Genomic DNA, 23,860 nt, shown 5'->3' on the forward strand with positions numbered 1-23,860 from the left:
CTCCTTTTTTATGAAAATGATAAAACTGGAAAGTATTCTTTCCATTCAAATTCCAAATTTTCTATCTTCTGTTTGTAATCTGGATTATGTCTTTCAGAAAAGGGTACTGCCTTCACATTCATTATTTTTACTTTGACTTCTTTTACTTCTTCATTCGTTATTAATGGAATGGCAGAGTTAGCAAATCGATACAACAAATCTACTTGTTTTAAACGTGATTCTTCTATTTTACTCATATTAATTGCTTGATCAAATTCTTCTTCAGAGGTATTTTCTTCCATTTGAGCTATTAATTCATTCTCTTTAAAAATACCAAAGTATAAACCTGAAGGGATTCGTGCTGCTTTATTATAAGGACTAATAATATTGGACTGGTTTGATTCTATAAGTGATTCCGAGATGTTATACCAATCAGATGTGTCATTTGTCGATGTACGATACTGAATAAGAATATTTTGAGTTTCCTCTACTGGATCTGGTGCAAAAAGATTCCAATTTTGAGTCAATAATGGATTGACATACTTTTCTACTGCAATTCGATATTTTGCATAAACAGGATTAATTGGTCCAGTATGTAAAAATAATATAAGAAAATGTATGATAGTATATAATGATAACAATGATATTAATGAGATGTTTAATATTTTTTTCATCTTGATTTCTTCTCCCTCCTATTTGAAAGGGAAGCAGTGAAATATATGCTTCCCTTTCCAATTTTAGTATAAAATTATTGGTAATAATCAATCAAACATAACATCTAGGTCTGCATTACTAGAAACAGGATCTTCTTCGACACTAAAAATACCGATGATTTTATCCGCAACCCAATCACCAACTTTAGCACCGGCAGCACCAGCAGCGCCTGATAAAAAGGCTGTTCCAACAACTGCAGGTACAGCTTGTGGTTCTACTACTTCTTGTTTTTCTCCAGCATAATCTACAACTTCTGGAGTAAGATCATCACTCGCAGTAGCAGAAGAGGCTCCTATTGAACCAACCGCTAAAATGGCTATGGTTGCCACAGATACAATCTTTTTCTTTAATTTCATTTATCTCCCTCCCTCCTCATAGTATTTATAACAAAACCATTTTTAATTGTCAATATAATTAGAATAATATATATAAATTAGGCGGAGTTTCAATTATAATATAATTAAATTGGAGCACATCTATTGCTATGGAAGTAGGGGTACAAAATTATTTTGTTCATTATTAAATTTAGATAAGGTTAATAGTAAGCGTAAAATATTTTACGGTTACAGATGAATCAATTTGACGGAGAAAACACTTGAATCTGGAAAAGATATTTCAAGCATTCAAGAGCAGTTGAAGGAATTTGAAAAGCAAATTGCTGAACTTGACAATAAAATTGTTAAACAGCAGATGAAAGAGCAAGAGAAAGCACTTGGGAAGGAAAAAGATGTAAAGAAGAATGAGACTCCACAATCAGAGGAAGAACAGTTATTTACCCAAGCCTTTGCATTAGATCAAACGCAAAAAATGAATCATGTTTTCAAAGGGCTAGAGCGGGAAAAAAACACGCTTGAAAGTGAAATGAAGTTAGATGCAAATAGAGGAATTTATAGTGAAAGAAAGCAAGAAAAATTAATAAAGTTAGAAGAGAAGCTCCAAACGATTCAAGAACAAATAAAGGAAAATGGGGAGCAATCAACGGAGGAAAAGAACAATGGTTTTAGTGTACCTGTTTAATGGTTGTATGCATTATTTCCCATATAGATAGATGAAAGGTTTCTTGAAACAGTCATGAAAAGGAATATAACATGTTAGCTTATTCATAGTTTAGCAGCTTCTTCCAACCCTTTTGGTGAAAGCTGTATTTTTTTGGTATTTTCCTCTTTGAAGAAAATCAATAAATTAGTAGCGTAATTCAGCTAAAAAAACGCTGTAAAATCAGATTATTTTCTCAATATGATTTTTCTGAATTAATGGTATAATATAACTAGAAAGGTTATTAGTTTAAGGATAGTGGGTGAATCTAGTGCATATTGGCTCATTTATTAAATTGCACCGATTGAAATGCAAGATGACACAAGAAGAATTATCGGAGGGTATCGTCTCCTTGTCCTATCTATCAAAAATAGAGAATCAAAAGACGAATGCAAGTCCAGAAATCCTCCAGTTACTCTGTGATCGATTAGGGATTGAAATTTCCGAAGACACAGATAGAGAAATAGAAGAGAAGTGTAAAGAATGGTATGATATGTTGTTTGACGAGAATGATAAGAAGGTGATGACAGAGAAGTATGAAGAATTACAACCGTTAATGGAACGTAAGATTAATCAACATACGATTATGTTTGAAATACATACCATTCGTTATTATATCGTCTTACGTGATTTAGGGAAAGCTTTACATATAATGAATAAACTGCATGATATGGCTGATTCGTTTAATTACGAAGAAAGCTATTACTGGCATAAATTTAAAGGAAATTATTATACACATAAGGAAGTTCATCAAGAAGCGTTACGAAATTATAAATTGGCAGAAAAAGTTATTCGTTTAGCTAATATTGTTGATAAAGAAATAGCTGATTTGTATTATGCATTATCGATAACGCATAATTATCTTCGTGCAGATTTAGAAGCTGTAGATTATGCGAATCGTGCAATGACGGTATTTCAGCAAAACTACAATTTTAATCGCTGTGCGCAATGTCATATTATATTAGGTATATCGTATCAAAGGGTAAAAGATTTAGATGCTGCAATAAAAAACTATAATTTAGCATTACACTTAGGAGAATTAAATAAGAATGAAACAATCGTTTATTTAGCACATTATAATTTCGGTTATCTTTATTCCATGATGGGAAATTCAGAAGAAGCGATTAAACATTACTTATTAGCGATAGAAACGAAAGATTTAGCATATAAAACCAAAATAGATGCACTAACTCATTTAGTTCAGGAGCTTTATATGATTGGAGAATATGAAAAAGCAAAAGCGTACGTAAAGCAAGCTAAGGAGATATTAGAACTAGCAAAATGTAAATACGATGACTTTTATAATGGGTATCACAATTACATGATTCAAGTATATACATGTTTACTTTACGATGATTTTAAAAAATTTAAAACGATATTAACGGATGACTTTATCCCTTATTTAACACGCCGAGGAGATTATAGCAATTTAGTGTTTTATGCGAAGTTATTAGCTACTCATCTAGAGGAAAAGGGGAAATATAAGGAGTCTGTTGAATATTATAAATTAGCAAACAGCAGTTATGACCAATTAATCAAGTTGTAAGCGGGGAGGGGATCGTTTGAAAAAAATAGTACTAACAATGGCATGTGGGGCTCTATTAATCAGTGGAATTTTATTTACGACTAAACTAGATGAGGAAACTGCATCACGTCCTCCAAGTCCAACAATGAGCTTGTCGATGGAAGATGTAAAAATGTAATGAAATTGGTACATTTCGTGTGAGTGCAAAGAGCGCATATCGTCGTATAGATATGCGCTGTTATATGTTATCTACAGGAAAAAGTCTAAGGCGACTGTTCAATAATAAAAATTAACAAATAGTCTCTATGACCAGTTAATCAAGTTGTAATCGGGGGATATCGTTCGAACAAGATAGTACTAATAATAGTATGTGAGCTCTACATATACGTGCATTCTTATTGGGATAGCGTCAAGTAAATGCAGATTTACAACGGTAATGAAATTCTAAACTAAAAAGCCAAACTTCTCTGTAAATTAAAATTAGAGAAATTAAGCTTTTTAGTTATTTCATTTATTTATTAAATTCATTAACTGGAAGAAGTATTCAGGTTTATGCGTCTTATTTAGGTTATACCATGCATGTAATGCATCTGGTGTACATACATCCATTGTTTTTAGTACCTCCATTGCAAATTCCAGAGGGGCTATTCCTGATGCAGTAACTAAATTCATATCAGATACCGCAGATTCCATCTTATAGAACTTTTCTCCTTTATAGTTGGGACAGACCATTTTAGTATATTCTAAGCTATTACTTGTATGCTTTCTAGTATCCAAGTATCCCATATTCGCGAGGGCATCAGTTGCACCACAAATTGCAGCAACAATAGTGCCAAGCTTTAAAGCTTGGCCAATTCTTTCCAAGATAGGTTGATGAATTTCTTCCCTCCAAGTAGTCCCTCCTGGTAAAATTAAAAGATCTCTACTCTCAAGCGTACATTCAACAATGGAAATATCTGGTCTTATACTCAGCCCTCCCATTGTAGTAATCATTTCTTGATTAGCTCCTACTGTAATTACTTTTAAAGGTGCTACATCTTTTTTGAAATATCTTCCTGAGTTTAGTTCAGCAATTAAATATCCATATTCCCAGTCCGACATGGTATGAAATACATATAGAAATGCTTTTTTTGTTTGCATGCAGAAACACTCCAATCCCAATTGATATAGCTATTATAATATAACTTCCCTGACAGCTAACATCAGGGAAGTTATCATACTTGATGAAATTTAATTAATTCCGAAAGAACTTCAATCAGTCTCTTCTTTAGACTGATTGGCTCAATAACTTGAATAGATTTATTGTACGGTAATAGTAAATAAGGTACATATGTATGTATCATATCTTTTTCAAGCAGAAAAACTGCTTGATTTGTAGTCCGTTCTTGTAAATGTCCTAAAAACCAATGTTGGCAAATATCAGTCAATACACTTTTATCTCCACTAATAACCAAAGAAATAATTCCTTCCTTATCTTCTATAGTTGGAAGAAGGTTTTTCATAAAAAAGTCACGTGCAGAAAAATTTTCTGGGGGGTTAAACTTATTTTCGGTTAGCATTAGATTTTCAATTCGATCCACTCTAAAACTACGGATATCATTCCTAAGATGGCAAAACCCAATCACATACCACTTATTATTCCAATAGATCATTCTGTACGGATCAATCAATCTATTATTTAATTGCTTTTTGCCGCTTTTATGATGAAGAATTTTTACTGAGTACCTGTCAGCTACGGCTTGCTCCAACTCCTTCAAAAAAGGTTCCTTAGAGAGTGAACTTAATCGACTTATTACTTCAAGACTAGTAAAATGTTGGTTTACTTTTGTTTTCTGCTCTTGATTTGAGTATTTACTTAGTTTTGAAATGGCTCTATTTAGCGCTTCACCTCCATAATATCCAGCTTCTTCTGCAAAAACAGCAGCGTGAAACAACGCAGTTTGCTCCTCCAAATCAAAAAAAAGAGGTGCCTCCATAAAATGGTCAATAAAGTGTATCCACCGTTATGTCCTGGTTCTGAAATTATAGGTACGCCACTTGTTGAAATTGTATCAATATAACGATACACAGTTCTTATATTTATTTCTAGATTTTCAGAAATTTGTTTGGCAGTAATTTTTTTACCTGAACGAAGCATCCATAGAATTGCTAACATATTGTCAATTTTAGGCATATAATTCCACCTCTATATGAAATTTAATTCCTATTATATAATTTCGATTTTTGGTATAAATCATCAACTGTTCCCTTCCGATAGCTTTCTATATAATAGAGCCCAAATTCACAAATTTGATTTACAGTTGTATCTCGCTCTCTATAAAGCTTTACTGCATAATTCATTCTGATGATTTTTATGGTGCTTCTTTAACCGACCTTTAATTCTTAGCCAGTTCAATTCCTTCACCGCATACGGATAAGGTTATGTTCTATTTGGTTTACAACTGCCATAACTGTAATTAAGAATTAGCTGTAGGGATTGTTTTCTGATAAATCTAGCCATATATCTATTAAGGATTTTTAATTTTCCTTTTTACTCTATATGTAAACGATCCATTCAAAAAAATCTTGTTACTATCGTTGCATTGTTTATATCTGATGATTAAAAATGATATTAATGTTCAATAGCGGCATCCCAACTAGGATAAATTCCTTTTTTAAGACATTCCAGAAGTAGCGCACTTGATGCTACAGTAGCCAAACCTTTCCGTCTGTGCTTACGATGTGTAGCAACCTCAATTTCAATTCCTTCATTATAAATACTGTAGGAAGAAGCACCACACACAACTTCTCCGTTGTGCAAAATTCCAAAACCTATTCCTCTTTCTATATAATCATCTATAGAATCAAATTGACTTGTAAAATCCTCTGAAATTTGATTGAAATTTGGGTCTCCTGCTAATGACTTATCAATTCTTTTCAATTCATAACCATCTGGTAATGTTGTTAAGTATGAAGCAGGAACGACGATTTTTCTAACTACGCATAATATGGAAGAAGCGAATTCCTTATGCGATCGTGTTGCTTTTCTTCACGAAGGGGAAATAGTCGAATTGGATGATCCCGATGAGCTTCGCTACAAGCATTCAACGCACACCTTTCATATCGAAACATATGAAGGAGAGCGGCTTGTGATTAAAAATACGCCAGACAATGCAGAGCGAATAAAGGAATTAATTGTATATAATCGGGTGAAATCCATGCAGACAGATAAACCAACATTAGGGCAAGTCTTTTTGAAAGTAACAGGGGAGGAGCTGGTATGATGAATATTCAACGCATAAGCGCTATTTTTGAAAAAGATATAAAAGATTTTATGAAAAATATGATGCTATTGATGATGCCGCTTATCCCAATAGGACTAGCCTTATTATATAAGCAGATGAGTAATGGGGAAGAGTTTCCAATCTATTTCTTGTATCTAAATGTAGGAATAGCGTATTCTTCTGTTACGTCAACCTGTATGATGACCATGATGGCTGAAGAAAATGAAAAGAAAACATTACGCGGACTGATTCAGTCACCTGCCTCCATGGTAGACATTCTTGTTGGTAAAAGTCTCGTCGTCGGACTCGTAACTTTTGTCTCTTTAACAGTATCTTTAGCCATTATAGGGAGTGACCCATTCTTAAACGGGAAAGCTATTCTTGCGTTGCTTTTATTGTTTTTGTTCTTTCTATTTTTAGGTATTGGTATTGGCTTATTTTCTAAATCTATTTCTGCAACGTCTGCATATACCATGCCTGTCATGCTTTTGTTTGGCTTTACACCTATCCTTGGTTCTCTTCAGCTAGACGAGGATGGGATCGTTATGAAAATTACTGATACTTTTCCAATTATGCAAGCTATTGAATTCCACGATACGAGCTCTTGGATGCCACTAGCAATTATTTCTGGTTGGGTTTTTGCTGCAGCGTTGTTCATGTATAGTTGCTTTAAAAAGACAATGACAGATGATTAATTAGTATGGTAAGTAAGTTTACTAGAAAAAGGAAGAATCAGTGGAAGCGTGTTTTACTTTTCCGCTGGTTTTTTGTATCAATTCATAGCAGTTTTGTAGGAAAATTGTATGATATGAAAAGAAGTTTTTCAAAGAGGTGAGGTGAAAAATGTTATATGTAGAGACGTCTAGATTAAAATTGCGTGACTGGGATGAAACAGATATAGTTCCATTTGCGGCACTTAATGCGGATGGAAATGTGATGCGGTATTTTCCTAAAACATTATCAACCGAAGAAACAGAAGCTTTTTACATATTAATCGTAGATAAGATCAAAGCTAATGGATATGGACTCTTTGCTGTGGAAGAAAAGGAAACGAATGAATTTTTAGGATTTATTGGGTTTCATCGAGCCACTTTTGCAGCTGATTTTACACCTTGTATTGAAATTGGTTGGCGACTAAAAGAAGCTGCTTGGGGAAAAGGTTTTGCTACAGAAGGGGCAGCAGCTTGTTTGCAATATGGATTTACGAAGTTAGGTTTTACTGATATTTATAGCTTTACAGCTGAGGTGAACACCCCTTCACAAAATGTCATGAGAAAAATAGGTATGCAATATGTAAAAAATTTTGATCACCCAAAGCTGAAGCAGGGAAGTATACTGAAAAAACATGTATTATATCATATAAATTCAAATTTGTTGAAATGATTTGACTGTTACGTTGGGTACGAAAAAGGAATGTGAATTGTATTAAACGGTCAGGTCATGCGGAAAGAACGTGAGCATGCACGAAAAAAATAGAATGCGAGCAGTTAGTTCAACGGTTAAGTCCGCAAACAAACAGATGGCCACGATTATTAGTGGTGAAGCCATATTCATTTCCCCAAATCAATAAATGCAGTTGAATAGGTAAATATTCAGGGGGCTGTTCTTGCGCTGCCCGTTCACATATGCAAAAGCGGGAGCTGACAGCCCTATAGATATATGTTCCAGTGAGAGTGGGGGATGATGACTGATAGGGGGAGAATAATTTGCCTTTCTACCACAGGCTGGAGTGCATGTTACGCAGACGGTGTATTTTCATAGGTAATGGTCATGCGTTGGCTTTTTATTTCATCCACTTGTTCATCTAGTCTTTGCACAATCTTATTCATACGTTTATCGATGTGTTCTAGTAAATTACGATTGTACGTCGTTAACTTTTTTGTTTCTTCTTTCATTGCTTCCACAATCTCACCCTTTTGATCTTCATTGACAATAATATCATCCATAAGATTGAAAAAAGTCTTATCGATTTTAAATATCTCCTCTGTGTATTTACGTAGAATTTGTTTCTTATGCATGAGATTCTCACTTGCAACAATTTTTTCTGTTACTGTAATTGATTCTATATCTTTCATGTCATTCTCCCTCTACTAAACGAAATAAAGTAGCAATTTCTTTTTCTTCCGTAAACAAATCTTCGATGGCTTTGCGATAATTTTCAATATATGTATAGCTTTCTTGTACACTTTGCTTTAGTTCGTATATTTCTTCATCTAGGTTCTTATGTTCTAATGGGAAAAATACGTCGTGGACTTGAATCCGCCTTACTTTTTTATCTAATCGTGAAAAGTAAAGATGCTTTCTAAGAATATGTGTATATACACTAGGATTTGCCTCTATGTCATCTATTTTGCGCATCACTTTATATTTGTTTCTGTCATAGGATTTGGGAATTTCTCTATCTATTGCTGCTTGAAACTGACGAATCTTAGATAGCTTTTCTTCTAAAACGGTTTTCCCTTCTTGATACATACGCAAAGCGGCTGAAATATTTACTTTTATTTCTTTATTCCCATGATTGGTAGTGAAAAGCATATCTGTTCCTAAATAGGATTTTTTACCATGCGACAAACCATTTAAAACTTCCATAATACTATGGCTAGCCTTTAACTCATCTAAAACCTTCAGAAGATCCTCTTGATTTAACACTTTGAGACTATCTTTGATCGCGTTAATATGTCCCTTTATTTTTAGCGCTGCTGCAATGTCCCCGCCGATTTGTGTGATAAAGTTCCCAGTGCCTCGCACATCTACTATGCTAGATAATGTCTCTTGAATCCCTTCTAGTTCTGTTTCTATGTTGGAGAATTCTTTACCAATAAGTTGCTTTTATGCATTTGATATATATCCTGCATCTTCTAATCTACCAAAAATTAAATCAGCATTACTTGTAATTGTTTTTACTTGTTGAAGTAGTCCTGGCACTTTTTTATCTAACTGGCGGATCATTCCATCAATTTCAGTTTGATTTGTCATATAAGTTTTAAGGGAATTATCACCGATTTTGTTTACAATATTCATATTAACACCAAAAATCTCTTGCATAACTCCGTTTATTCCACCTTGGTTAGAAGCAGTGGTGTACTGGATGGCTAGTTCTTGAAAGTCCTGTATTACTTCATCTGGAATATCCTCTACTAGTGACCGCAACCCTGGATAGTTAGGGTTGGTGTCCACCATTTCGACATTCCCAAGTGTAAAGAAACCACGTACAGCACTTGCCACATAAAGTGGATCATCCTTTGAGATGATTTGGTGGATATTTTTTGCTTTGTCTTTATAGTAGTTTTCTGCGAATTGTCGAAGTTGGTTTGGGTCTATGTCGTAGATGGTATTAGGATTATCGTATGACATAGAAAAATAACTTCTTACATCATTTGCAAATTTTCTATCTGCGAAATAGAGTTGATAATAATTTGTTTGAGCACCATTAACACTATACACTTTATCAAAAGTATTATGCATTAAATGGGCAGTGGTATTATTATTATGAGCTAATGAATGTGATAAACCAATAACAGGTGTTGAGTTTTCATTATTATTGAGCTTAAAATGATGTTTTGCGGCTAATACAAATCTATTCGTTGAATTAGCTTGCCGAATATCTCTTCCTGCTAACATTGCTTTAATATTATAATCCCAATCTTTAATATCCGTAGATCCTTGTGAAACAATGTATAATTCATCTTTTTTATTTTCCTTAGCATCTAAATAAATTGCCAACCCATCATATCCGGATTGTTTACTAGTTCTTGCCTCTTTTGAGGTATATACTTTAACATCGGCATGTAGTTTCTTACCTGTTTCTTCTAAATATATTCTTTTTACTTTTTCTGTAAATTCCGCCTTCGATAACTTATCATCGTATCCTAACTGAGTTAATCTTAACCGCAGTTCCGGTGAATGCATAATTCTACGACCCATCCCCATTCACTTCCTTATCCTCATCTATAAAGCTGACAGATTTCAGCCAATCCAAAACATATTTTTCATTTTCTATTTCGTTTTTATTGCATTTTTCTTTTAGTTCTTGCCGGCAATCGATTTGGTAAATAATTTCAAGTGCTCCACCAGCTTTTTCATTTTGTATATATCCTGCGTATGCATAAAACTCACTTTTATCAATGTTGCTATAGTAAAGTGATAGACCATCTCCTGCTATCTTTTTATAATTTATATCTTCACCAATCCTACTACTGAAGCTTTTTAAATTCATGTCTAATTCATCTGCCGTGTAGTCTGAAAAATAAAATATAGTAATGCCAGCGCCTCCAACAACGCCATTCAAGATATGGACAGAGAGTTCTTCATACTCTTTATCATCTGCAAAATATCCTCGTTCACCAATAATCCCACCTTCAGGAAAATCCATTTCATACTTCCCCGTCCCGGATAAAAATGGATAATAGCCAGGTCTTGTTTCTTCTGTCGATTGTAAAAAACCTCGGGTAAATTCATCTTGAAATGCTCTCACATCAGGCAGGTTTTCGGGGTTCATTTCTGAAGGCTTCTTTGTTTTCTCGCTTGCCATTTGACAACCTCCTAAGAAAATTATGAATAACAGTAGTAAAAAAATGTAACGTTGCTTCTTCACATTTTAGCCTCCGATAAATAGGTCATTTACCAATATGACCCATATTTTCAGTTATGTATAGTATATAGTTGACTATGAGCAAATGAAAGTGAAGAGAGGGATTTTTTTGAAAAATGAGTATATCGTCATATGACGAAAGAAGGTTTAGGGTGGAGGAAATAGCTAGGTGTTCATGTAATATATTTCTTTGGCTTATGAGATATTCACTTCCTTATTTTCATCTATAAAGCGGATCGTTTTCAGCCAATCCAAAACGTATTTTTCATTTTTTGTTTTGTTTTTATTGCATTTTTCTTTTAGCTCTTGCCTACAATCAATTTGGTAAACTATTTCAAGTGCTCCATCAGCTGTTTCATTTTGTACATACCCAGCGTAAGTATGAAATCCATTTCGCTCAAAGTTTCCGTAATAAAGTGACTGACCATCTCCGGCTATTTCTTTATAGTTTATATCTTTTCCAATCCTACTACTGAAGCTTTCCAAATTCATATCTAATTCATCTGTCGTATCATCAGAAAAATAAAAAATAGTAATGCCAGCGCCTCCAACAACACCACTCAAAATATGAACAGAGAATCCTTCATACACCTTATCATCTCCAAAATATCCTCGTTCACCAATAATCCCACCTTCAGGAAAATCCATTTCATATTTCCCCGTTCCAGACAAAAATGGATAATAGCCAGGTCTTGTTTCTTCTGTCGATTGTAAAAAACCGCGAGTAAATTCATCTTGAAATGCTCTCACATCAGGCAGGTCTTCGGGGTTCGTTTCTGAAGGCTTTTTTGTTTTCTCGCTTGCCATTTGACAACCTCCTAAGAAAATTATGAATAATAGTAGTAAAAAAATGTAACGTTGCTTCTTCACATTTTAGCCTCCGATAAATAGGTCATTTACCAATATGACCCATATTTTCAGTTATGTATAGTATATAGTTGACTATGAGCAAATGAAAGTGAAGAGAGGGATTTTTTTGAAAAATGAGTATATCGTCTTATGATAAAAGAAGGGAGTTTTTAAGAAAGATGAGTTATTGCAAAGGGAGAAGATTTTGCTCACAGTAGCATCCATTTTTCTTTTTATCCTGTCTACAATCGGTTCGTTAAAGCAAATTCTTTCTTCCTATCATAAACATGTCATTATACTAGTAAGAGAGAGGATGAAAAGGGGCGTAAAGATGTTTATTCTACATAAGAAGAAAGATATTATTGCTAATAAACGATATTTCAGTTTAAAGGTGAAAATGATCATGCTTATAAGTATCTTGCTTATAGGTATGTTTGTTATTTTTGGATTGTTTCTTCGCTCATTTATAGCAACAACGATGGAAGATCAAATAGCAAAGCGGGCGTTAAGCGTATCTAAAAGTGTCGCGAATATGCCAAGTGTACGTGATGCTTTTGAGTTAGAGCGTCCGGAAACGGTCATGGAAAATATTGTCGGACCCCTTCAACAAAATGTTGGTGCAGAGTTTATAGTTATAGGAAATAAGGAGGGCATTCGTTATGCACATCCAGACCCGAAAAAAATTGGAAAGCCAATGGTTGGTGGGGATAATGCTCGTGCTTTAGAAGAAGGGGAGTCATATATCTCGAAGCGTGAAGGGTCATTGGGATTATCCATTCGCGGAAAAACACCTATTAGAGATAAGGATGGAGAAATTATTGGTGTGGTATCGGTTGGATTTTTAAATGAAAAAGTGCAACATATTATTGAGGATCAAATTAGATCTGTTTGGTTAATGCTATTTGGTATTCTTTTCATAGGGGTTATAGGTGCTATCCTGATTGCAACGTATTTAAAAAAATTGCTATCGGGAATGGAACCAGAGGAAATCACTCAACTATTATTGCAAAAAGAGGCCATTTTACAGTCTACACATGAAGGCATTATTGCTGTAGATAACCAAGGAAGAATGATGATGATGAACGATGCTGCGCAAACTATTTTATTTGATCGAGAAATAGATAAGCGATCGTATGTAGGTAAAACCGTTGAGCAATTTTTACCTCATACGGGGTTATTTGATGTTTTGAAAACAGGTGAGAAGCATTTTAATAAAGAGATGGTCCTTGGCGATGTCGTTGTTTTGACAAACCGAACACCTATCTTTCATCAACATACTATCATTGGTGCGGTTACTACTTTTCGTAAAAAAACGGAGCTGGAAAGCATTACAAAAGAGTTATCGCAAATGAAACAGTATGCCAATGCCCAACGTGCACAAACCCATGAATTTTCCAATAAATTGCATACTATTCTAGGTTTGTTACAGCTAGATAAGCAGGAAGAAGCGATTACTTATATAAAGCAAGAAAACAAAACCCAAGCGACACTTTCGCGATTTTTACTGGAACAGGTAGCTGATCCAATGGTTCAAGGGTTGCTTCAAGGGAAATGGGATCAAGCCAGTGAACTTGGCATTACGATGGCGATTGATCCAGAGAGCCAGCTTTCTACTAGTTTTGTTGGAGAAAAGCAGCGGGCGTTTTTAACAGCGGTCGGTAATTTGCTTGAGAATGCTATCGAGTCTGTGAAAAAGGAGGAAAAATCGAATCGTAACATGACGGTTCTCTTTACAGATATTGGAGAAGATGTCATTGTAGAGGTGGATGATTCGGGAAGCGGGCTTTCACATCAGAATATCGATCCTATTTTTGAACAAGGTTATACGACCAAAGATGGGGCTCATCGTGGTGTTGGTTTAGCGTTAAGTAAACATCTTGTAGAACGTGTTGGAGGAGAAATTTTAGTGGAAGAAGGCGAATTAGGAGGGGCTCGTTTTATCATCATTATGCCGAAAGGGGAAGCGGAAAGGCATGGAGAAACAGGGGATACAGGTACTAATTATTGAAGACGATTTTCGCGTTGCAGCAATCAATCAACAATTTGTGGAACAAGTAGAAGGTTATCAGGTTGTAAAAAGTGTCAAAACAGCTGAAGAAGCGTATCATTATTTGCGAGAGCCAGGGGCAGAAATAGATCTCATATTATTGGATATTTATATCCCCGATGTAGAAGGGTTGGAACTTTTTTGGCAATTGCGTACTCACTGTAAACGAGTAGATATTGTGGTAATCTCCGCTGCGATAGAAAAAAATGTCATTGAGGAAGTGCTACGTGGTGGCGTGATTGATTATATTATTAAGCCTGTGGATGCAGAGCGGTTTATAAAGATGTTGAAGCAGTATCAACAAAGGCGTCGTTTTCTGATGTCGAAAGAAGTTTTAGAACAGCATGAAATCGATGGTCTGATGGAAAGACAGATCGGGGGTTTTTCTCCTACCAAAAAAACGCATGGCCAGTTGCCTAAAGGAATTGATTCAATTACGTTAGATGAAGTTACCAATCTATTTCAAACTAAAAAGGTAAAAGGAATTACAGCTATGGAGTTAAGTGAACAAATTGGGACGAGCAGATCAACTGCCAGGAGATACTTGGAGTATCTCGTTTCCTTAAAAAAGATTAAGACAACACTACTGTATGGAAATGTAGGCAGACCAGAAAGGCGTTATGTCCTTTGTGAAACTTATGAACAAAATGAAACAAATAATAGTTAATATACTTATCGACACAATATTTTAACCGCTTACATTCCATGATATTTTAATTACTAATCTAATACTTTTCGCTAACTTGTATCGTGAAAAGCATTGTTTCTCATAAAACTAGTTGAGAAAACGTTAGAAGATAACATTTGCGTGACTTTGGGGTTTTACATACCGCTTTGCTATGCAGAAGGGGGATATCATGGAAGTTTTAAGTATCATTGGATTTTTGACGATTATTATTATTGTATTATTATTAATTAGCGGACGTGTGGCGCCAATTATAGCATTAGTGTTGACACCTATCATAGCTGCAGTCATTGCTGGATTTGGTCTAGAAGACATTGGAACATTTTTTAATGATGGGATTGCCGATGTTGTACATGTTGCAATTATGTTTATTTTTGCGATTCTTTTTTTCGGTATTATGCAAGATGTTGGATTATTTGATCCATTAATTCGAGGAATGATTACTGTGTCGCAGGGGAATGTCATCGCAATTAGTGTTGGTAGTGTTTTTATTGCTGCCATTGCTCAATTAGATGGGTCTGGGGCATCTACATTTCTTATTACCATACCAGCATTGTTGCCGCTTTATAAAAAGTTAAAGATGAATCCATATTTACTTCTGCTATTGATTGCAGGAAGCGCAAGCATTATGAATATGTTACCATGGGCAGGGCCGTTGGGCAGGTCGGCTTCTGTGTTAAATATGGATGTCACGGAATTATGGAGACCGTTAATACCTGTTCAAGCCATTGGACTTGTACTTATGATTGCTTTAGCGATTGTTCTTGGATATCGGGAAAAAAGGCGGATTACGAAAGCATACGGATCCGTAGAAGCGGCGGCAGCTATGGAGCCTGATGTAACCAACGTAGACGCTACGTCAGAAACTATAAACAAAGCGTCAGAAACTGTTGCTTGGAAATTTTGGCTTAACGTTTTATTAGCCGTTGCCGTTGTAGGGACATTAGTATGGGGCATTATCCCAGCAGGGCTTGTATTTATGATTGGGGTAAGCTTAGCGCTACCGCTAAATTATCCAAACATGGAAGATCAAATGGATCGCATTCGCGCTCATGCTCCAAATGCCTTAATGATGGCGACAATTATACTAGCAGCTGGAACCTTCTTAGGGATTTTAACTGGTACGGGAATGTTGAATGCGATTGCAGAAGATGTGGTCAAAGTAATCCCAGCATTCATTGCGCCGTATATTCATTTAATTATCGGATTCTTTGGTGTTCCATTTGATTTGTTGTTAAGCACGGATGCGTATTATTTCGCATTAATGCCAGTAGTCGAACAAATTGCAACTGGCTTTGGGATTGATTCTCTATCTACTGGTTATGCGATGATTGTTGGCAATATTGTTGGAACGTTTATTAGTCCATTTTCACCAGCAGTCTGGTTGGCTCTGGGATTGGCAGGCTTGGAAATGGGACGTCATATTCGTTATTCCCTGTTTTGGCTATGGGGGCTTAGTATTGTTCTCTTAGCAAGCACCGTAGCTATTGGATTAATTACTGTTTAAAATATGCCGCACATCTTGTGCGGTTTTTTGAACTGTAGAAAGCATTCGTGGATGATAGTATAAGAAAAACAAAGGTTGTCGCTATTAGAATTGGCGACAGCCAAATTTTTCCTAATATTTTTCCTTCGCTAGTCATTCCTGTTTGTTAAAAATAATCTAACTTTGTTGGAGTAGTAGATGTTTTTTTTATCCGGGTGCGAGTTATTAACAAGATATTTGCTTTTACTGCTTTATGATAGTACTTGGTCATTTAACTTCTACATCAAATATAAACGATGCCTCCCCGTTTTCCCACTTGGCTTTCACTTCATAAATATAAATTCCTTCTTTTTGTGGGACATTTAGTTTATTGTCTTTAAGAGCAACTTCTTTTGTTTGTTCATCTTCGTTCCACTGAAAAACAGTAAGTGATGGATTTTCTTTAATGATAATTTCTATACTACTATTCTTATTGACCGTAAGTGTTTCAAATTCTTCGGAAAGTTCCAATACGGAGGGAGTATCTACAGACTGTATTTCTGGCTCTCCTTTAGACACATAATCTCCTGGTATCATTTCATATTTATCTGAATGTACAATGATTTCACCAGATGTTGGTACTTGCTCTTTTATAAACGGAAACTGACAGATGATTTATTTAAAGAATGGTTTACAACTTTTGCACCTAAAGGAAAAGCACCTGCAGCAGGTGAAATATGGTACGCGCCAAACCATGGAACGACATTACAGGAAATAGCAGATAGCTACGGGGAGTCTTTTTATCGTGGAGAATTAGCAGAGCGTATTCATCAATTCTCTAAGCAAACTGGTATAAGGTTGGCATACTTTTTCAAATGAATCACCCCTTAATATGTTATGCCTATGCTACAAGTATAATTAATCATACCATCTCGTGCTTACTGAATTTAAAGAATACGTTGTCTTGCTTAGATACAATTCGGCTTTTCCGTTATCACCGTCAGGATATCCTCTAACATTGAACTTAAAAAAATGTTCCTTTCCAATTTGGTGCTTCAAATCTTGATATTCGCCATTGAAATGCACATTAATAAAACAAATGTAAATAACCCAGTTATAGTTCTTGTCGCAATAATAAAACTCGCCTTTCCCCTTAACTCTTTTATTATAGTAGACTTCTATACATGGCTAAGAAACACCTGCAAGTTTTCAATAATACTTGATCACTAAAAACTTTGGTTTACTAGTGGCAACTACAAATTTATAGGGGGAAGTTACAAACATCTTCAATAAAGGATATGGTGGATAATTCTGAATTATTTTAAGCTAAAAATGGCTATTATACCAGCTGTAATTTCCATCGCACCTATATAAGGTGCGACGGCGCAAAATCGACATGATTGACGAGTTCAACCAATTTCAATCCACGCACCTATATAAGGTGCGACTTACTTTCATTATCCGATGTATCAACAGCAGTAACAATTTCAATCCACGCACCTATATAAGGTGCGACGTACGATGTAATCGGCATCCGTTTCGAAGATAAAATTTCAATCCACGCACCTATACAAGGTGCGACAATCCGCATCATCAATAACTTCTTGGGATACCGATTTCAATCCACGCACCTATACAAGGTGCGACGATTCATTGCGAGCCATCTTTGAAGGAGAGATGAGTATTTCAATCCACGCACCTATATAAGGTGCGACGATGTCGTAAATAAAAACAATCCAGGGGGTTTAATATTTCAATCCACGCACCTATATAAGGTGCGACAAAAACACTTTGTATTAAACGATGTGCAAAAGGCGATTTCAATCCACGCACCTATATAAGGTGCGACACGTACACGTCACGTACCACGATACGTGGACAAATTTCAATCCACGCACCTATATAAGGTGCGACATGGATACTCCTATGTATCCGGCTCGCAGGTACTAATTTCAATCCACGCACCTATATAAGGTGCGACTTCCTTTGCCTTGACCCTTTTTCATACGGCGAAATTTCAATCCACGCACCTATATAAGGTGCGACAGTTCATTCGTTTTGTAACAAACGCTGCACGACCAATTTCAATCCACGCACCTATATAAGGTGCGATTGCGATTTCATCCTAAAAACTAACAAAAATAATCAAAAACAGTCCATTTTTAGGTTGAAAATCTTAAATATTACTAATTATCTTCAATATTATTACAAAAATCATTAAAAAAGCAAGCGGATTTTGGTGCGAATCCCCCTGGGTTTTTATGTGCACTTGGGGTTCGCACCAAGTATATTATGTAAAAATTTTTGTATTTAGAACAATTAATGAATACACAAAAGGCGGTCATGAAAGTTTTAGTTATCTGTTGACGTATTATATAAAGGAAATTTCTGAACGCCTTTTTGAAACCAAACTCCAATAGAAAAATTTCTTATACATTCTAAAACGAAGAAAGCTTTACAACACCAATTTTATTCCTCTTTAAAAACATCCCAAATTTTTTTAAGACGACGCATATCCTCCTCTCCATTGCTTGGTAATTCTTTGTACCAGAGTTCTAATTCTGGATCAATATTTAAAACTTCATCTTTATTCTTGTTTTTAATGCTATTTCCTACCAAGTAATCAATACTTACATTATAAAACTGTGATAAATTTTTAAGCATTTCTATATCTGGCTCTACATGATTGTTCTCGTAATGGGAATATCTAGCACGAGAAATACCCAGAGATTTTGCAACATCTTCCTGTTTTAAATCTCTTTGCTTCCGTAGAAATTTCAATCTATTTCCAAATACAGGAGAGTTCTTTTTCACATGATCACCTCAAATTACCTCTATTATAACGGACAACCGATAAAATGTTTATCTATGATAATAAAATTTTCTAAAAATCATTGACGATAATTAGTTTATCTTTTATAGTATTTGTAATGATAAAAAAGTTATCAAATGGAGGGAGAATAGTTAATGGAACGAAAAGCACTTACACAGCTCAGAAAAAAGCATCAATTGACTCAACAAGAATTAGCAAAAGAATTGGGTATTTCAACTATCTATGTTAGAAAAATAGAAAAAGGAGATGCTGATCCTGGTCGAGATACAATGGTGAAGTATGAATTATTTTTCAACGAAGATATAAAAAAACTTTTTCCAGATATTTTTTATGCTATTGATAAGGAAAAACAAAATGATAAAGAAGTGATCTAATTCCTTATAAAAATTGAAATATATAAATGAATATTATGCAATGCACAACGGGGTTACTAGCAAGTCAAATAAAATTTGAATTGATTAGTGCACCTAAAAAGTGACTGTTTCAATAGCGCGATAAAAGTTTGATTGATTCTTACCCCAAAAAGGTTATTAGATTATTTCATGTCGGCATATAGTATTCCATTTATTGAACAAGCAACTATATACGGTGTTTTGAAAATATGATTTTTTAAAAATCGACCTTTTTGGGAATTATCTATTTTCAACTACTTTTTTGGGTGAAGGCATGATAGTTTTTGTATCTCTATGAACAAACGATTCTACTATGAATAGCACTTACAGGCGAGTTTGTTATACAAAAATGAAAGGGTGATTACGTTGGGAAAAAAATGGGGTTTGATTTTAGTGTTTGTAAGCATGGTTACTTTAATCGCTTGTTCTAATAATAATAAAGCGGTTAGTGGGGAATGGTCTCCAAAAGAATCGATTGAGGTTGTCGCTCCTGCTGGTGCTGGGAGTGGCTGGGATACAACTGCGAGAATGGCTGCCAAAATATTTGAGGAAGAAGGGATGATAGAGCAAGATATTGGCGTAGTAAATAAACCCGGTGGAGGGGGTGCTGTTGGTTGGGCTTATGTAGCTGAGAAAGCAGGAAATCCGCATCACATGTTTATCGCTTCCCCTCCAATTATTGATGTGCCATTAAATGGTCAATCTCAGTATGATCATAATGATTTTACGCCAATTGCCAATGTAATTGCTGATTATGGTGCTTTTGCAGTAAGGGCAGATTCAAAATGGGAGAATTTAAACGATTTATTTGAAGATATGAAGAAAGACCCTTCATCCGTTACAATCATTGGCGCATCTTCTCCTGGGAGTATGGATCATATTCAATTTGTGAAAATTGCCAAGGAAGCTGGAGTAGATATTAAAAAAATTAAATATGTATCTGAGCAAGATGGAGGAACATTAACAGCTTTATTGAACGGAAGTGCTGATGTTTATTCAACAGGTGTTGCGGAAACCATTGAACAAGCAAAGGCTGGGAAAATCAAGGTGCTTGGAGTCACTTCAGAAGAGCGATTAGAGGGAGAAGTTATTTCTGAATTTCCAACGGTTCAAGAACAGGGGATTGACTCCTATTTTGTGAATTGGCGAGGTTTTTTTGCACCACCTGATACTGACGAAAACGCCATAGATTTTTATGTTTCTAAGTTTAAAGAATTAAATGAGTCAGAAGCATGGAAAGAAATTCGAAAGCAGTATGGTTGGGATGAAATGTTCATGTATGGAGAAGAGTACAAAGATTTTTTAGATGAACAGAAAGAAGAGTCTGAACAATTACTGGATGAGCTAGGAATATTAAAAAATGAATGAGGGCAAGATGGGAGTTGATCTATAAACATGTTAAAAACATTAAATAGAAAAATTGCAGTGCTTCTTTGGTGCATAGCTATTTTATATCTCTTCTTTGCCTATAGATTGCCGTCCTATGCTTATGTACCAATAGATTCGAATGCTTTGCCAATAATTTTAGGAATATTATTACTAGTTCTTTCCACTATCTTATTTTTCGAAAAAGGGGACGTTGAAAATGACAAATTAAATATAAATAAGACTGATTTGCTGAAATTACTTGGTGTGTTTTTGCTCATCGTTCTTTATGCTAGTTTTTTAGAGAGTTTAGGGTTTTTAATTGTAAGCACTTTCTTCATATTCTTTTGCTCGTACTTATTAGGTTATAGAAAACATGTAATTAATGCTGTTATAGCTATTCTCGTACCATTAACATTTTATCTTTTATTTACGAGCGCATTACAAATTCGGTTGCCGCAAGGGGTTATGCCTTTTTAGAGGGAGGTTATTATGGGAGGTTTGGAAGGATTACTATCAGGTTTTCAGGTTGCTTTTAGTGTAGAAGGGATTATTTTTGTTTTTATTGGTGTGTTGGCAGGTACTTTTATTGGTATGTTACCGGGATTAGGTCCAATTTCGGCAATTGCGGTCATGATTCCTATATCTTATGGGTTTGATCCTACTATTGCTCTTGTTATGATGGCGGGAGTTTATTACGGCGCTGTATTTGGAGGTTCTACATCATCGATTTTGTTAAATGCTCCAGGTATATCTGGAACAGTAGCCACAGCTTTTGATGGTCATCCATTAGCGAAACAAGGAAAAGCGGGAAAAGCACTTGCCATTGCAGCTATTTCTTCTTTTATTGGTGGAACGGTAGGAATTGTATTACTCATGTTATTTGCTCCAATGCTTGCCTCAGTGGCGATTGCATTTGGACCGCCTGAGTACTTTGCTTTAATGTTAGTAGCGCTAACGGCTATTGCTAGTTTATCAGAAGGTTCTCTTGTGAAAGCGTTTATTTCGGGAGTGATTGGTTTTATGTTTGCCACAGTAGGGATTGATGCGCAAACAGGGACCCCTCGTTTTACGTTTGGGATGACAAATTTATTAAGTGGTATTGAATTTTTAGTTATAGCTCTAGGTTTGTTTGCTTTGGCTGAAATTTGCTTTTTAATCATTAACTCTTTTAAAGAGAAGAACAATATACACCAAAATATTGGTAGTCTCAAGCTGACGAAATCGGATCTTAAAGAAATGAAAGGGCCAGCAACAAGGCAATCTTTTCTTGGATTTATCATTGGTGTGTTACCGGGCGCTGGCGCAACGATTGCTTCTTTTATTGGTTATATTGTTGAGAAAAAATTATCGAAAAGACCTGAGCAATTTGGGAAAGGTTCCATAAAAGGATTAACAGCTCCAGAAACTGCTAACAATGCAGCTACCAGTGGTGCGTTTGTTCCGTTATTAAGTCTTGGAATTCCAGGATCAGGTACGACAGCTGTGTTATTAGGAGCGTTACTTGTGCTAGGAGTGCAACCTGGCCCTCTGTTATTTGAGGATGAACCGACCTTGTTTTGGGGCGTTATTGCTAGTATGTATATCGGAAATGTCTTCTTATTAATATTAAATTTGCCGCTGATCCCGTATATTTCCAAGCTGTTACTTATTCCTAGACCACTTCTTATATCACTAGTAATTACTTTTTGTATGCTTGGCGTCTATGCTATTAGTTTTAACACATTTGACATTTACTTATTACTTATATTTGGGGTTATTGGGTTTTTAATGCGATTAGCGCGTTTCCCAGCACCACCATTTATTTTAAGTTTTATTTTGGGAGGAATGATGGAGCAATCTTTGAGGCAGTCACTGACAATTTCTGAAGGGGGTTTGGGCATTTTTTTAGAAAGTCCTATAGCAATGGCTCTCTTTATAGTAGCTTTGTTGTCTATTGTTATTCCAGCTTTTAAAAAGAAGACGATTACTTGAGTGAGGGGTAATAATGAAAAGAATAAAATTAATTGCAAGCGGGGGAACTATTTCAGGTAAAGGTGCGAACCGACTTGACCTAAAAGACTATCGGACTGGTTATTATAAGGGGGAAGATTTATTGCGACAAGTTCCAGAAGTTTTGAATATAGCTCAAGTAGATGCGTACGAGTTAGCTAACAAGAGTAGTACAAAAATGCAAAGTTCTGATTGGCTAAAGTTAAAAAGACTTGTTAATGAATTGCTTAATCAAGAGCATTATGATGGGATTGTCATTACGCATGGAACAAACACGTTAGAAGAAACGGCTTACTTTTTGCATTTAACGGTTCAAAGTGGGAAACCAGTAGTAATTGTGGGGGCGCAAAGACCTTTTACCGCCCTTGGTTCTGATGCATTACACAATTTGTGGATAGCCTTTAAAGTAGCAATAGATGAACAATCGTATGATAAAGGAGTTCTTGTTGTTGCTAACAATGAAATTCATTCTGCACGAGAAGTATCCAAAACAGATACGTATAGTTTGGGAACATTTCAATCAGGAAAAGCGGGGGCTCTAGGGTATGTAAGTGCGGAACACACCGTGCTATATGATAGATATCCAACTAGAAAGCATACTTTTCAATCTGTGTTTAATGATAATAGTAACGTTAGAAACTTACCTGAGGTGGCCATTGTGTATTCATACGCTGGCGTAAACGAAGATATTATTAATTTTATTGTTGATAGTGGGAAGTATTCTGGAATTGTGTTAGCTGGGACGGGGGCGGGAAGGTGTTCCCAAAAAGAGGAGAAGGCGCTAAAAAAAGCCTGTCAAAAAGGAATAGTAGTGGTTAGAAGTAGTCGGTGCTTTGAAGGACGGGTTGTCCCTATTGAAAGTTTTGATACTTTTCCTTTTATAACCGCAGATAACTTGTCACCGCAAAAAGCTAGAATATTGTTAATGTTAGCACTTACTCTGACGGATGACCTATCAGAAATACAAGCGATGTTTCATGATTATTGAAGTTTTATGTGATGATTCCCATGTCGCACCTGTATCAGGTGCGACCTAATTCTACAGTTGAGATTGTAGCACCTAATGGATTTCAATCCACGCACCTATATTAGGTGCGACACCCAAGTATTGTTGGTGTGATGGGA

Annotated in this window: 25 protein-coding genes, 3 pseudogenes and 2 CRISPR repeat arrays (1 of these 30 running past the window's edge); of the genes and pseudogenes, 15 read left to right on the forward strand and 13 right to left on the reverse strand. The window is 35.5% G+C overall.

The genetic code is table 11. From position 1 onward, the window contains the following. Positions 1 to 8: 8 nt before the first annotated feature. Positions 9 to 620 (reverse strand): DUF5819 family protein, encoded by a 612-nt coding sequence (locus BUB45_RS06620; RefSeq protein WP_139300103.1) that lies wholly within the window; start codon positions 618 to 620, stop codon positions 9 to 11. 120 nt (positions 621 to 740) lie between these two features. Continuing rightward, positions 741 to 1,049, reverse strand: coding sequence for a hypothetical protein (locus BUB45_RS06625; RefSeq protein ID WP_073006557.1), 309 nt, complete (start codon positions 1,047 to 1,049; stop codon positions 741 to 743). A gap of 223 nt (positions 1,050 to 1,272) precedes the next feature. Between BUB45_RS06625 and BUB45_RS06630 the strand changes: the two genes are divergently transcribed. The 3 genes from BUB45_RS06630 (at position 1,273) to BUB45_RS19780 (ending at position 3,431) form a co-directional block, all read left to right on the forward strand. After that, a complete protein-coding gene (locus tag BUB45_RS06630; protein ID WP_073006558.1) occupies positions 1,273 to 1,710 on the forward strand; it encodes a hypothetical protein in 438 nt (145 codons plus the stop codon). Between the two features lie 289 nt (positions 1,711 to 1,999). Continuing rightward, positions 2,000 to 3,274, forward strand: a complete 1,275-nt coding sequence (locus tag BUB45_RS06635; RefSeq protein ID WP_084723560.1) for a helix-turn-helix domain-containing protein — start codon at positions 2,000 to 2,002, stop codon at positions 3,272 to 3,274. Between the two features lie 16 nt (positions 3,275 to 3,290). Beyond that, positions 3,291 to 3,431, forward strand: coding sequence for a hypothetical protein (locus BUB45_RS19780; protein ID WP_170861720.1), 141 nt, complete (start codon positions 3,291 to 3,293; stop codon positions 3,429 to 3,431). Positions 3,432 to 3,760: 329 nt separating this feature from the next. Here BUB45_RS19780 and BUB45_RS06640 read toward each other — a convergent pair whose 3' ends face one another. From BUB45_RS06640 to BUB45_RS06650, 4 genes and pseudogenes are all read right to left on the reverse strand, one after another. Further along, positions 3,761 to 4,393: a type 1 glutamine amidotransferase family protein gene (locus tag BUB45_RS06640; RefSeq protein WP_073006560.1), complete on the reverse strand. Its 633-nt coding sequence runs from the start codon at positions 4,391 to 4,393 to the stop codon at positions 3,761 to 3,763. A gap of 74 nt (positions 4,394 to 4,467) precedes the next feature. Beyond that, positions 4,468 to 5,426: pseudogene (locus BUB45_RS06645) on the reverse strand (helix-turn-helix transcriptional regulator). A gap of 63 nt (positions 5,427 to 5,489) precedes the next feature. Then, positions 5,490 to 5,770: pseudogene (locus tag BUB45_RS20375) on the reverse strand (recombinase family protein); the annotation flags it as partial. Positions 5,771 to 5,876: 106 nt separating this feature from the next. Then, positions 5,877 to 6,206 (reverse strand): annotated as a pseudogene (locus BUB45_RS06650) (GNAT family N-acetyltransferase); the annotation flags it as partial. A gap of 34 nt (positions 6,207 to 6,240) precedes the next feature. Between BUB45_RS06650 and BUB45_RS06655 the strand changes: the two are divergent. From BUB45_RS06655 to BUB45_RS06665, 3 genes are all read left to right on the forward strand, one after another. Beyond that, positions 6,241 to 6,516, forward strand: a complete 276-nt coding sequence (locus tag BUB45_RS06655; RefSeq protein ID WP_244527671.1) for an ATP-binding cassette domain-containing protein — start codon at positions 6,241 to 6,243, stop codon at positions 6,514 to 6,516. Further along, positions 6,513 to 7,211, forward strand: coding sequence for an ABC transporter permease (locus tag BUB45_RS06660; protein WP_244527672.1), 699 nt, complete (start codon positions 6,513 to 6,515; stop codon positions 7,209 to 7,211). Before BUB45_RS06655 ends, BUB45_RS06660 begins: the two co-directional genes overlap by 4 nt. 148 nt (positions 7,212 to 7,359) lie before the next feature. Next, the gene (locus BUB45_RS06665; protein WP_073006561.1) at positions 7,360 to 7,899 is read left to right on the forward strand and encodes a GNAT family N-acetyltransferase; all 540 of its coding nucleotides are present in this window, start codon (positions 7,360 to 7,362) and stop codon (positions 7,897 to 7,899) included. 353 nt (positions 7,900 to 8,252) lie between these two features. On the opposite strand, the gene BUB45_RS06670 is transcribed toward BUB45_RS06665, so the two are convergent. The 5 genes from BUB45_RS06670 to BUB45_RS06685 all read right to left on the reverse strand — a co-directional run bounded on the left by BUB45_RS06670 (position 8,253) and on the right by BUB45_RS06685 (position 11,914). Next, positions 8,253 to 8,591: a hypothetical protein gene (locus BUB45_RS06670; protein ID WP_073006563.1), complete on the reverse strand. Its 339-nt coding sequence runs from the start codon at positions 8,589 to 8,591 to the stop codon at positions 8,253 to 8,255. A 1-nt stretch (position 8,592) separates the two neighbouring features. Further along, positions 8,593 to 9,264: a hypothetical protein gene (locus BUB45_RS20380; RefSeq protein ID WP_244527673.1), complete on the reverse strand. Its 672-nt coding sequence runs from the start codon at positions 9,262 to 9,264 to the stop codon at positions 8,593 to 8,595. Positions 9,265 to 9,345: 81 nt separating this feature from the next. Continuing rightward, positions 9,346 to 10,440: a DUF6792 domain-containing protein gene (locus tag BUB45_RS20385; protein ID WP_244527674.1), complete on the reverse strand. Its 1,095-nt coding sequence runs from the start codon at positions 10,438 to 10,440 to the stop codon at positions 9,346 to 9,348. After that, positions 10,430 to 11,047: a hypothetical protein gene (locus tag BUB45_RS06680; protein ID WP_073006565.1), complete on the reverse strand. Its 618-nt coding sequence runs from the start codon at positions 11,045 to 11,047 to the stop codon at positions 10,430 to 10,432. Before BUB45_RS06680 ends, BUB45_RS20385 begins: the two co-directional genes overlap by 11 nt. Before the next feature lie 255 nt (positions 11,048 to 11,302). Beyond that, entirely contained in the window at positions 11,303 to 11,914 is a 612-nt protein-coding gene (locus tag BUB45_RS06685; RefSeq protein WP_073006567.1) for a hypothetical protein, read from the reverse strand. Positions 11,915 to 12,161: 247 nt separating this feature from the next. On the opposite strand from BUB45_RS06685, the gene BUB45_RS06690 reads away from it, so the two are divergent. The 3 genes from BUB45_RS06690 to BUB45_RS06700 all read left to right on the forward strand — a co-directional run bounded on the left by BUB45_RS06690 (position 12,162) and on the right by BUB45_RS06700 (position 16,195). Then, positions 12,162 to 13,964 carry an ATP-binding protein gene (locus BUB45_RS06690; protein WP_342068340.1) on the forward strand — a complete coding sequence of 601 codons (1,803 nt, stop codon included), beginning with the start codon at positions 12,162 to 12,164 and terminating at the stop codon, positions 13,962 to 13,964. Then, entirely contained in the window at positions 13,930 to 14,670 is a 741-nt protein-coding gene (locus BUB45_RS06695) for a response regulator (protein ID WP_073006571.1), read from the forward strand. Before BUB45_RS06690 ends, BUB45_RS06695 begins: the two co-directional genes overlap by 35 nt. A gap of 190 nt (positions 14,671 to 14,860) precedes the next feature. Further along, entirely contained in the window at positions 14,861 to 16,195 is a 1,335-nt protein-coding gene (locus BUB45_RS06700; protein WP_073006573.1) for a CitMHS family transporter, read from the forward strand. Positions 16,196 to 16,441: 246 nt separating this feature from the next. On the opposite strand, the gene BUB45_RS06705 is transcribed toward BUB45_RS06700, so the two are convergent. Beyond that, a complete protein-coding gene (locus BUB45_RS06705; RefSeq protein WP_139300105.1) occupies positions 16,442 to 16,750 on the reverse strand; it encodes a hypothetical protein in 309 nt (102 codons plus the stop codon). Between the two features lie 45 nt (positions 16,751 to 16,795). Here BUB45_RS06705 and BUB45_RS06710 point away from each other — a divergent pair, with 45 nt between their 5' ends. Then, positions 16,796 to 17,032, forward strand: coding sequence for a gamma-glutamyltransferase (locus tag BUB45_RS06710; protein WP_073006580.1), 237 nt, complete (start codon positions 16,796 to 16,798; stop codon positions 17,030 to 17,032). Positions 17,033 to 17,568: 536 nt separating this feature from the next. Next, a CRISPR array of direct repeats spans positions 17,569 to 18,266; the repeat unit is 33 nt; unit sequence AATTTCAATCCACGCACCTATATAAGGTGCGAC. A gap of 356 nt (positions 18,267 to 18,622) precedes the next feature. Here the strand turns inward: BUB45_RS06710 and BUB45_RS06715 are convergent. Continuing rightward, complete coding sequence (locus tag BUB45_RS06715; RefSeq protein ID WP_073006582.1) at positions 18,623 to 18,967, reverse strand: helix-turn-helix domain-containing protein; 345 nt, start codon at positions 18,965 to 18,967, stop codon at positions 18,623 to 18,625. A gap of 153 nt (positions 18,968 to 19,120) precedes the next feature. Between BUB45_RS06715 and BUB45_RS06720 the strand changes: the two genes are divergently transcribed. From BUB45_RS06720 to BUB45_RS06740, 5 genes are all read left to right on the forward strand, one after another. Further along, entirely contained in the window at positions 19,121 to 19,360 is a 240-nt protein-coding gene (locus tag BUB45_RS06720; protein WP_073006584.1) for a helix-turn-helix transcriptional regulator, read from the forward strand. 423 nt (positions 19,361 to 19,783) lie between these two features. After that, positions 19,784 to 20,746: a tripartite tricarboxylate transporter substrate binding protein gene (locus BUB45_RS06725; protein ID WP_073006719.1), complete on the forward strand. Its 963-nt coding sequence runs from the start codon at positions 19,784 to 19,786 to the stop codon at positions 20,744 to 20,746. Between the two features lie 27 nt (positions 20,747 to 20,773). Next, a complete protein-coding gene (locus BUB45_RS06730; RefSeq protein ID WP_073006586.1) occupies positions 20,774 to 21,223 on the forward strand; it encodes a tripartite tricarboxylate transporter TctB family protein in 450 nt (149 codons plus the stop codon). A gap of 12 nt (positions 21,224 to 21,235) precedes the next feature. Next, the gene (locus BUB45_RS06735) at positions 21,236 to 22,717 is read left to right on the forward strand and encodes a tripartite tricarboxylate transporter permease (protein ID WP_073006587.1); all 1,482 of its coding nucleotides are present in this window, start codon (positions 21,236 to 21,238) and stop codon (positions 22,715 to 22,717) included. Between the two features lie 13 nt (positions 22,718 to 22,730). Further along, positions 22,731 to 23,723 carry an asparaginase gene (locus BUB45_RS06740; protein ID WP_073006589.1) on the forward strand — a complete coding sequence of 331 codons (993 nt, stop codon included), beginning with the start codon at positions 22,731 to 22,733 and terminating at the stop codon, positions 23,721 to 23,723. A 79-nt stretch (positions 23,724 to 23,802) separates the two neighbouring features. Then, positions 23,803 to 23,860: a CRISPR direct-repeat array (repeat unit 32 nt; unit sequence ATTTCAATCCACGCACCTATATTAGGTGCGAC) (it continues 241 nt past the right edge of the window).

The organism is Virgibacillus chiguensis, from assembly GCF_900129865.1.
Lineage (GTDB): Bacteria > Bacillota > Bacilli > Bacillales > Amphibacillaceae > Virgibacillus > Virgibacillus chiguensis.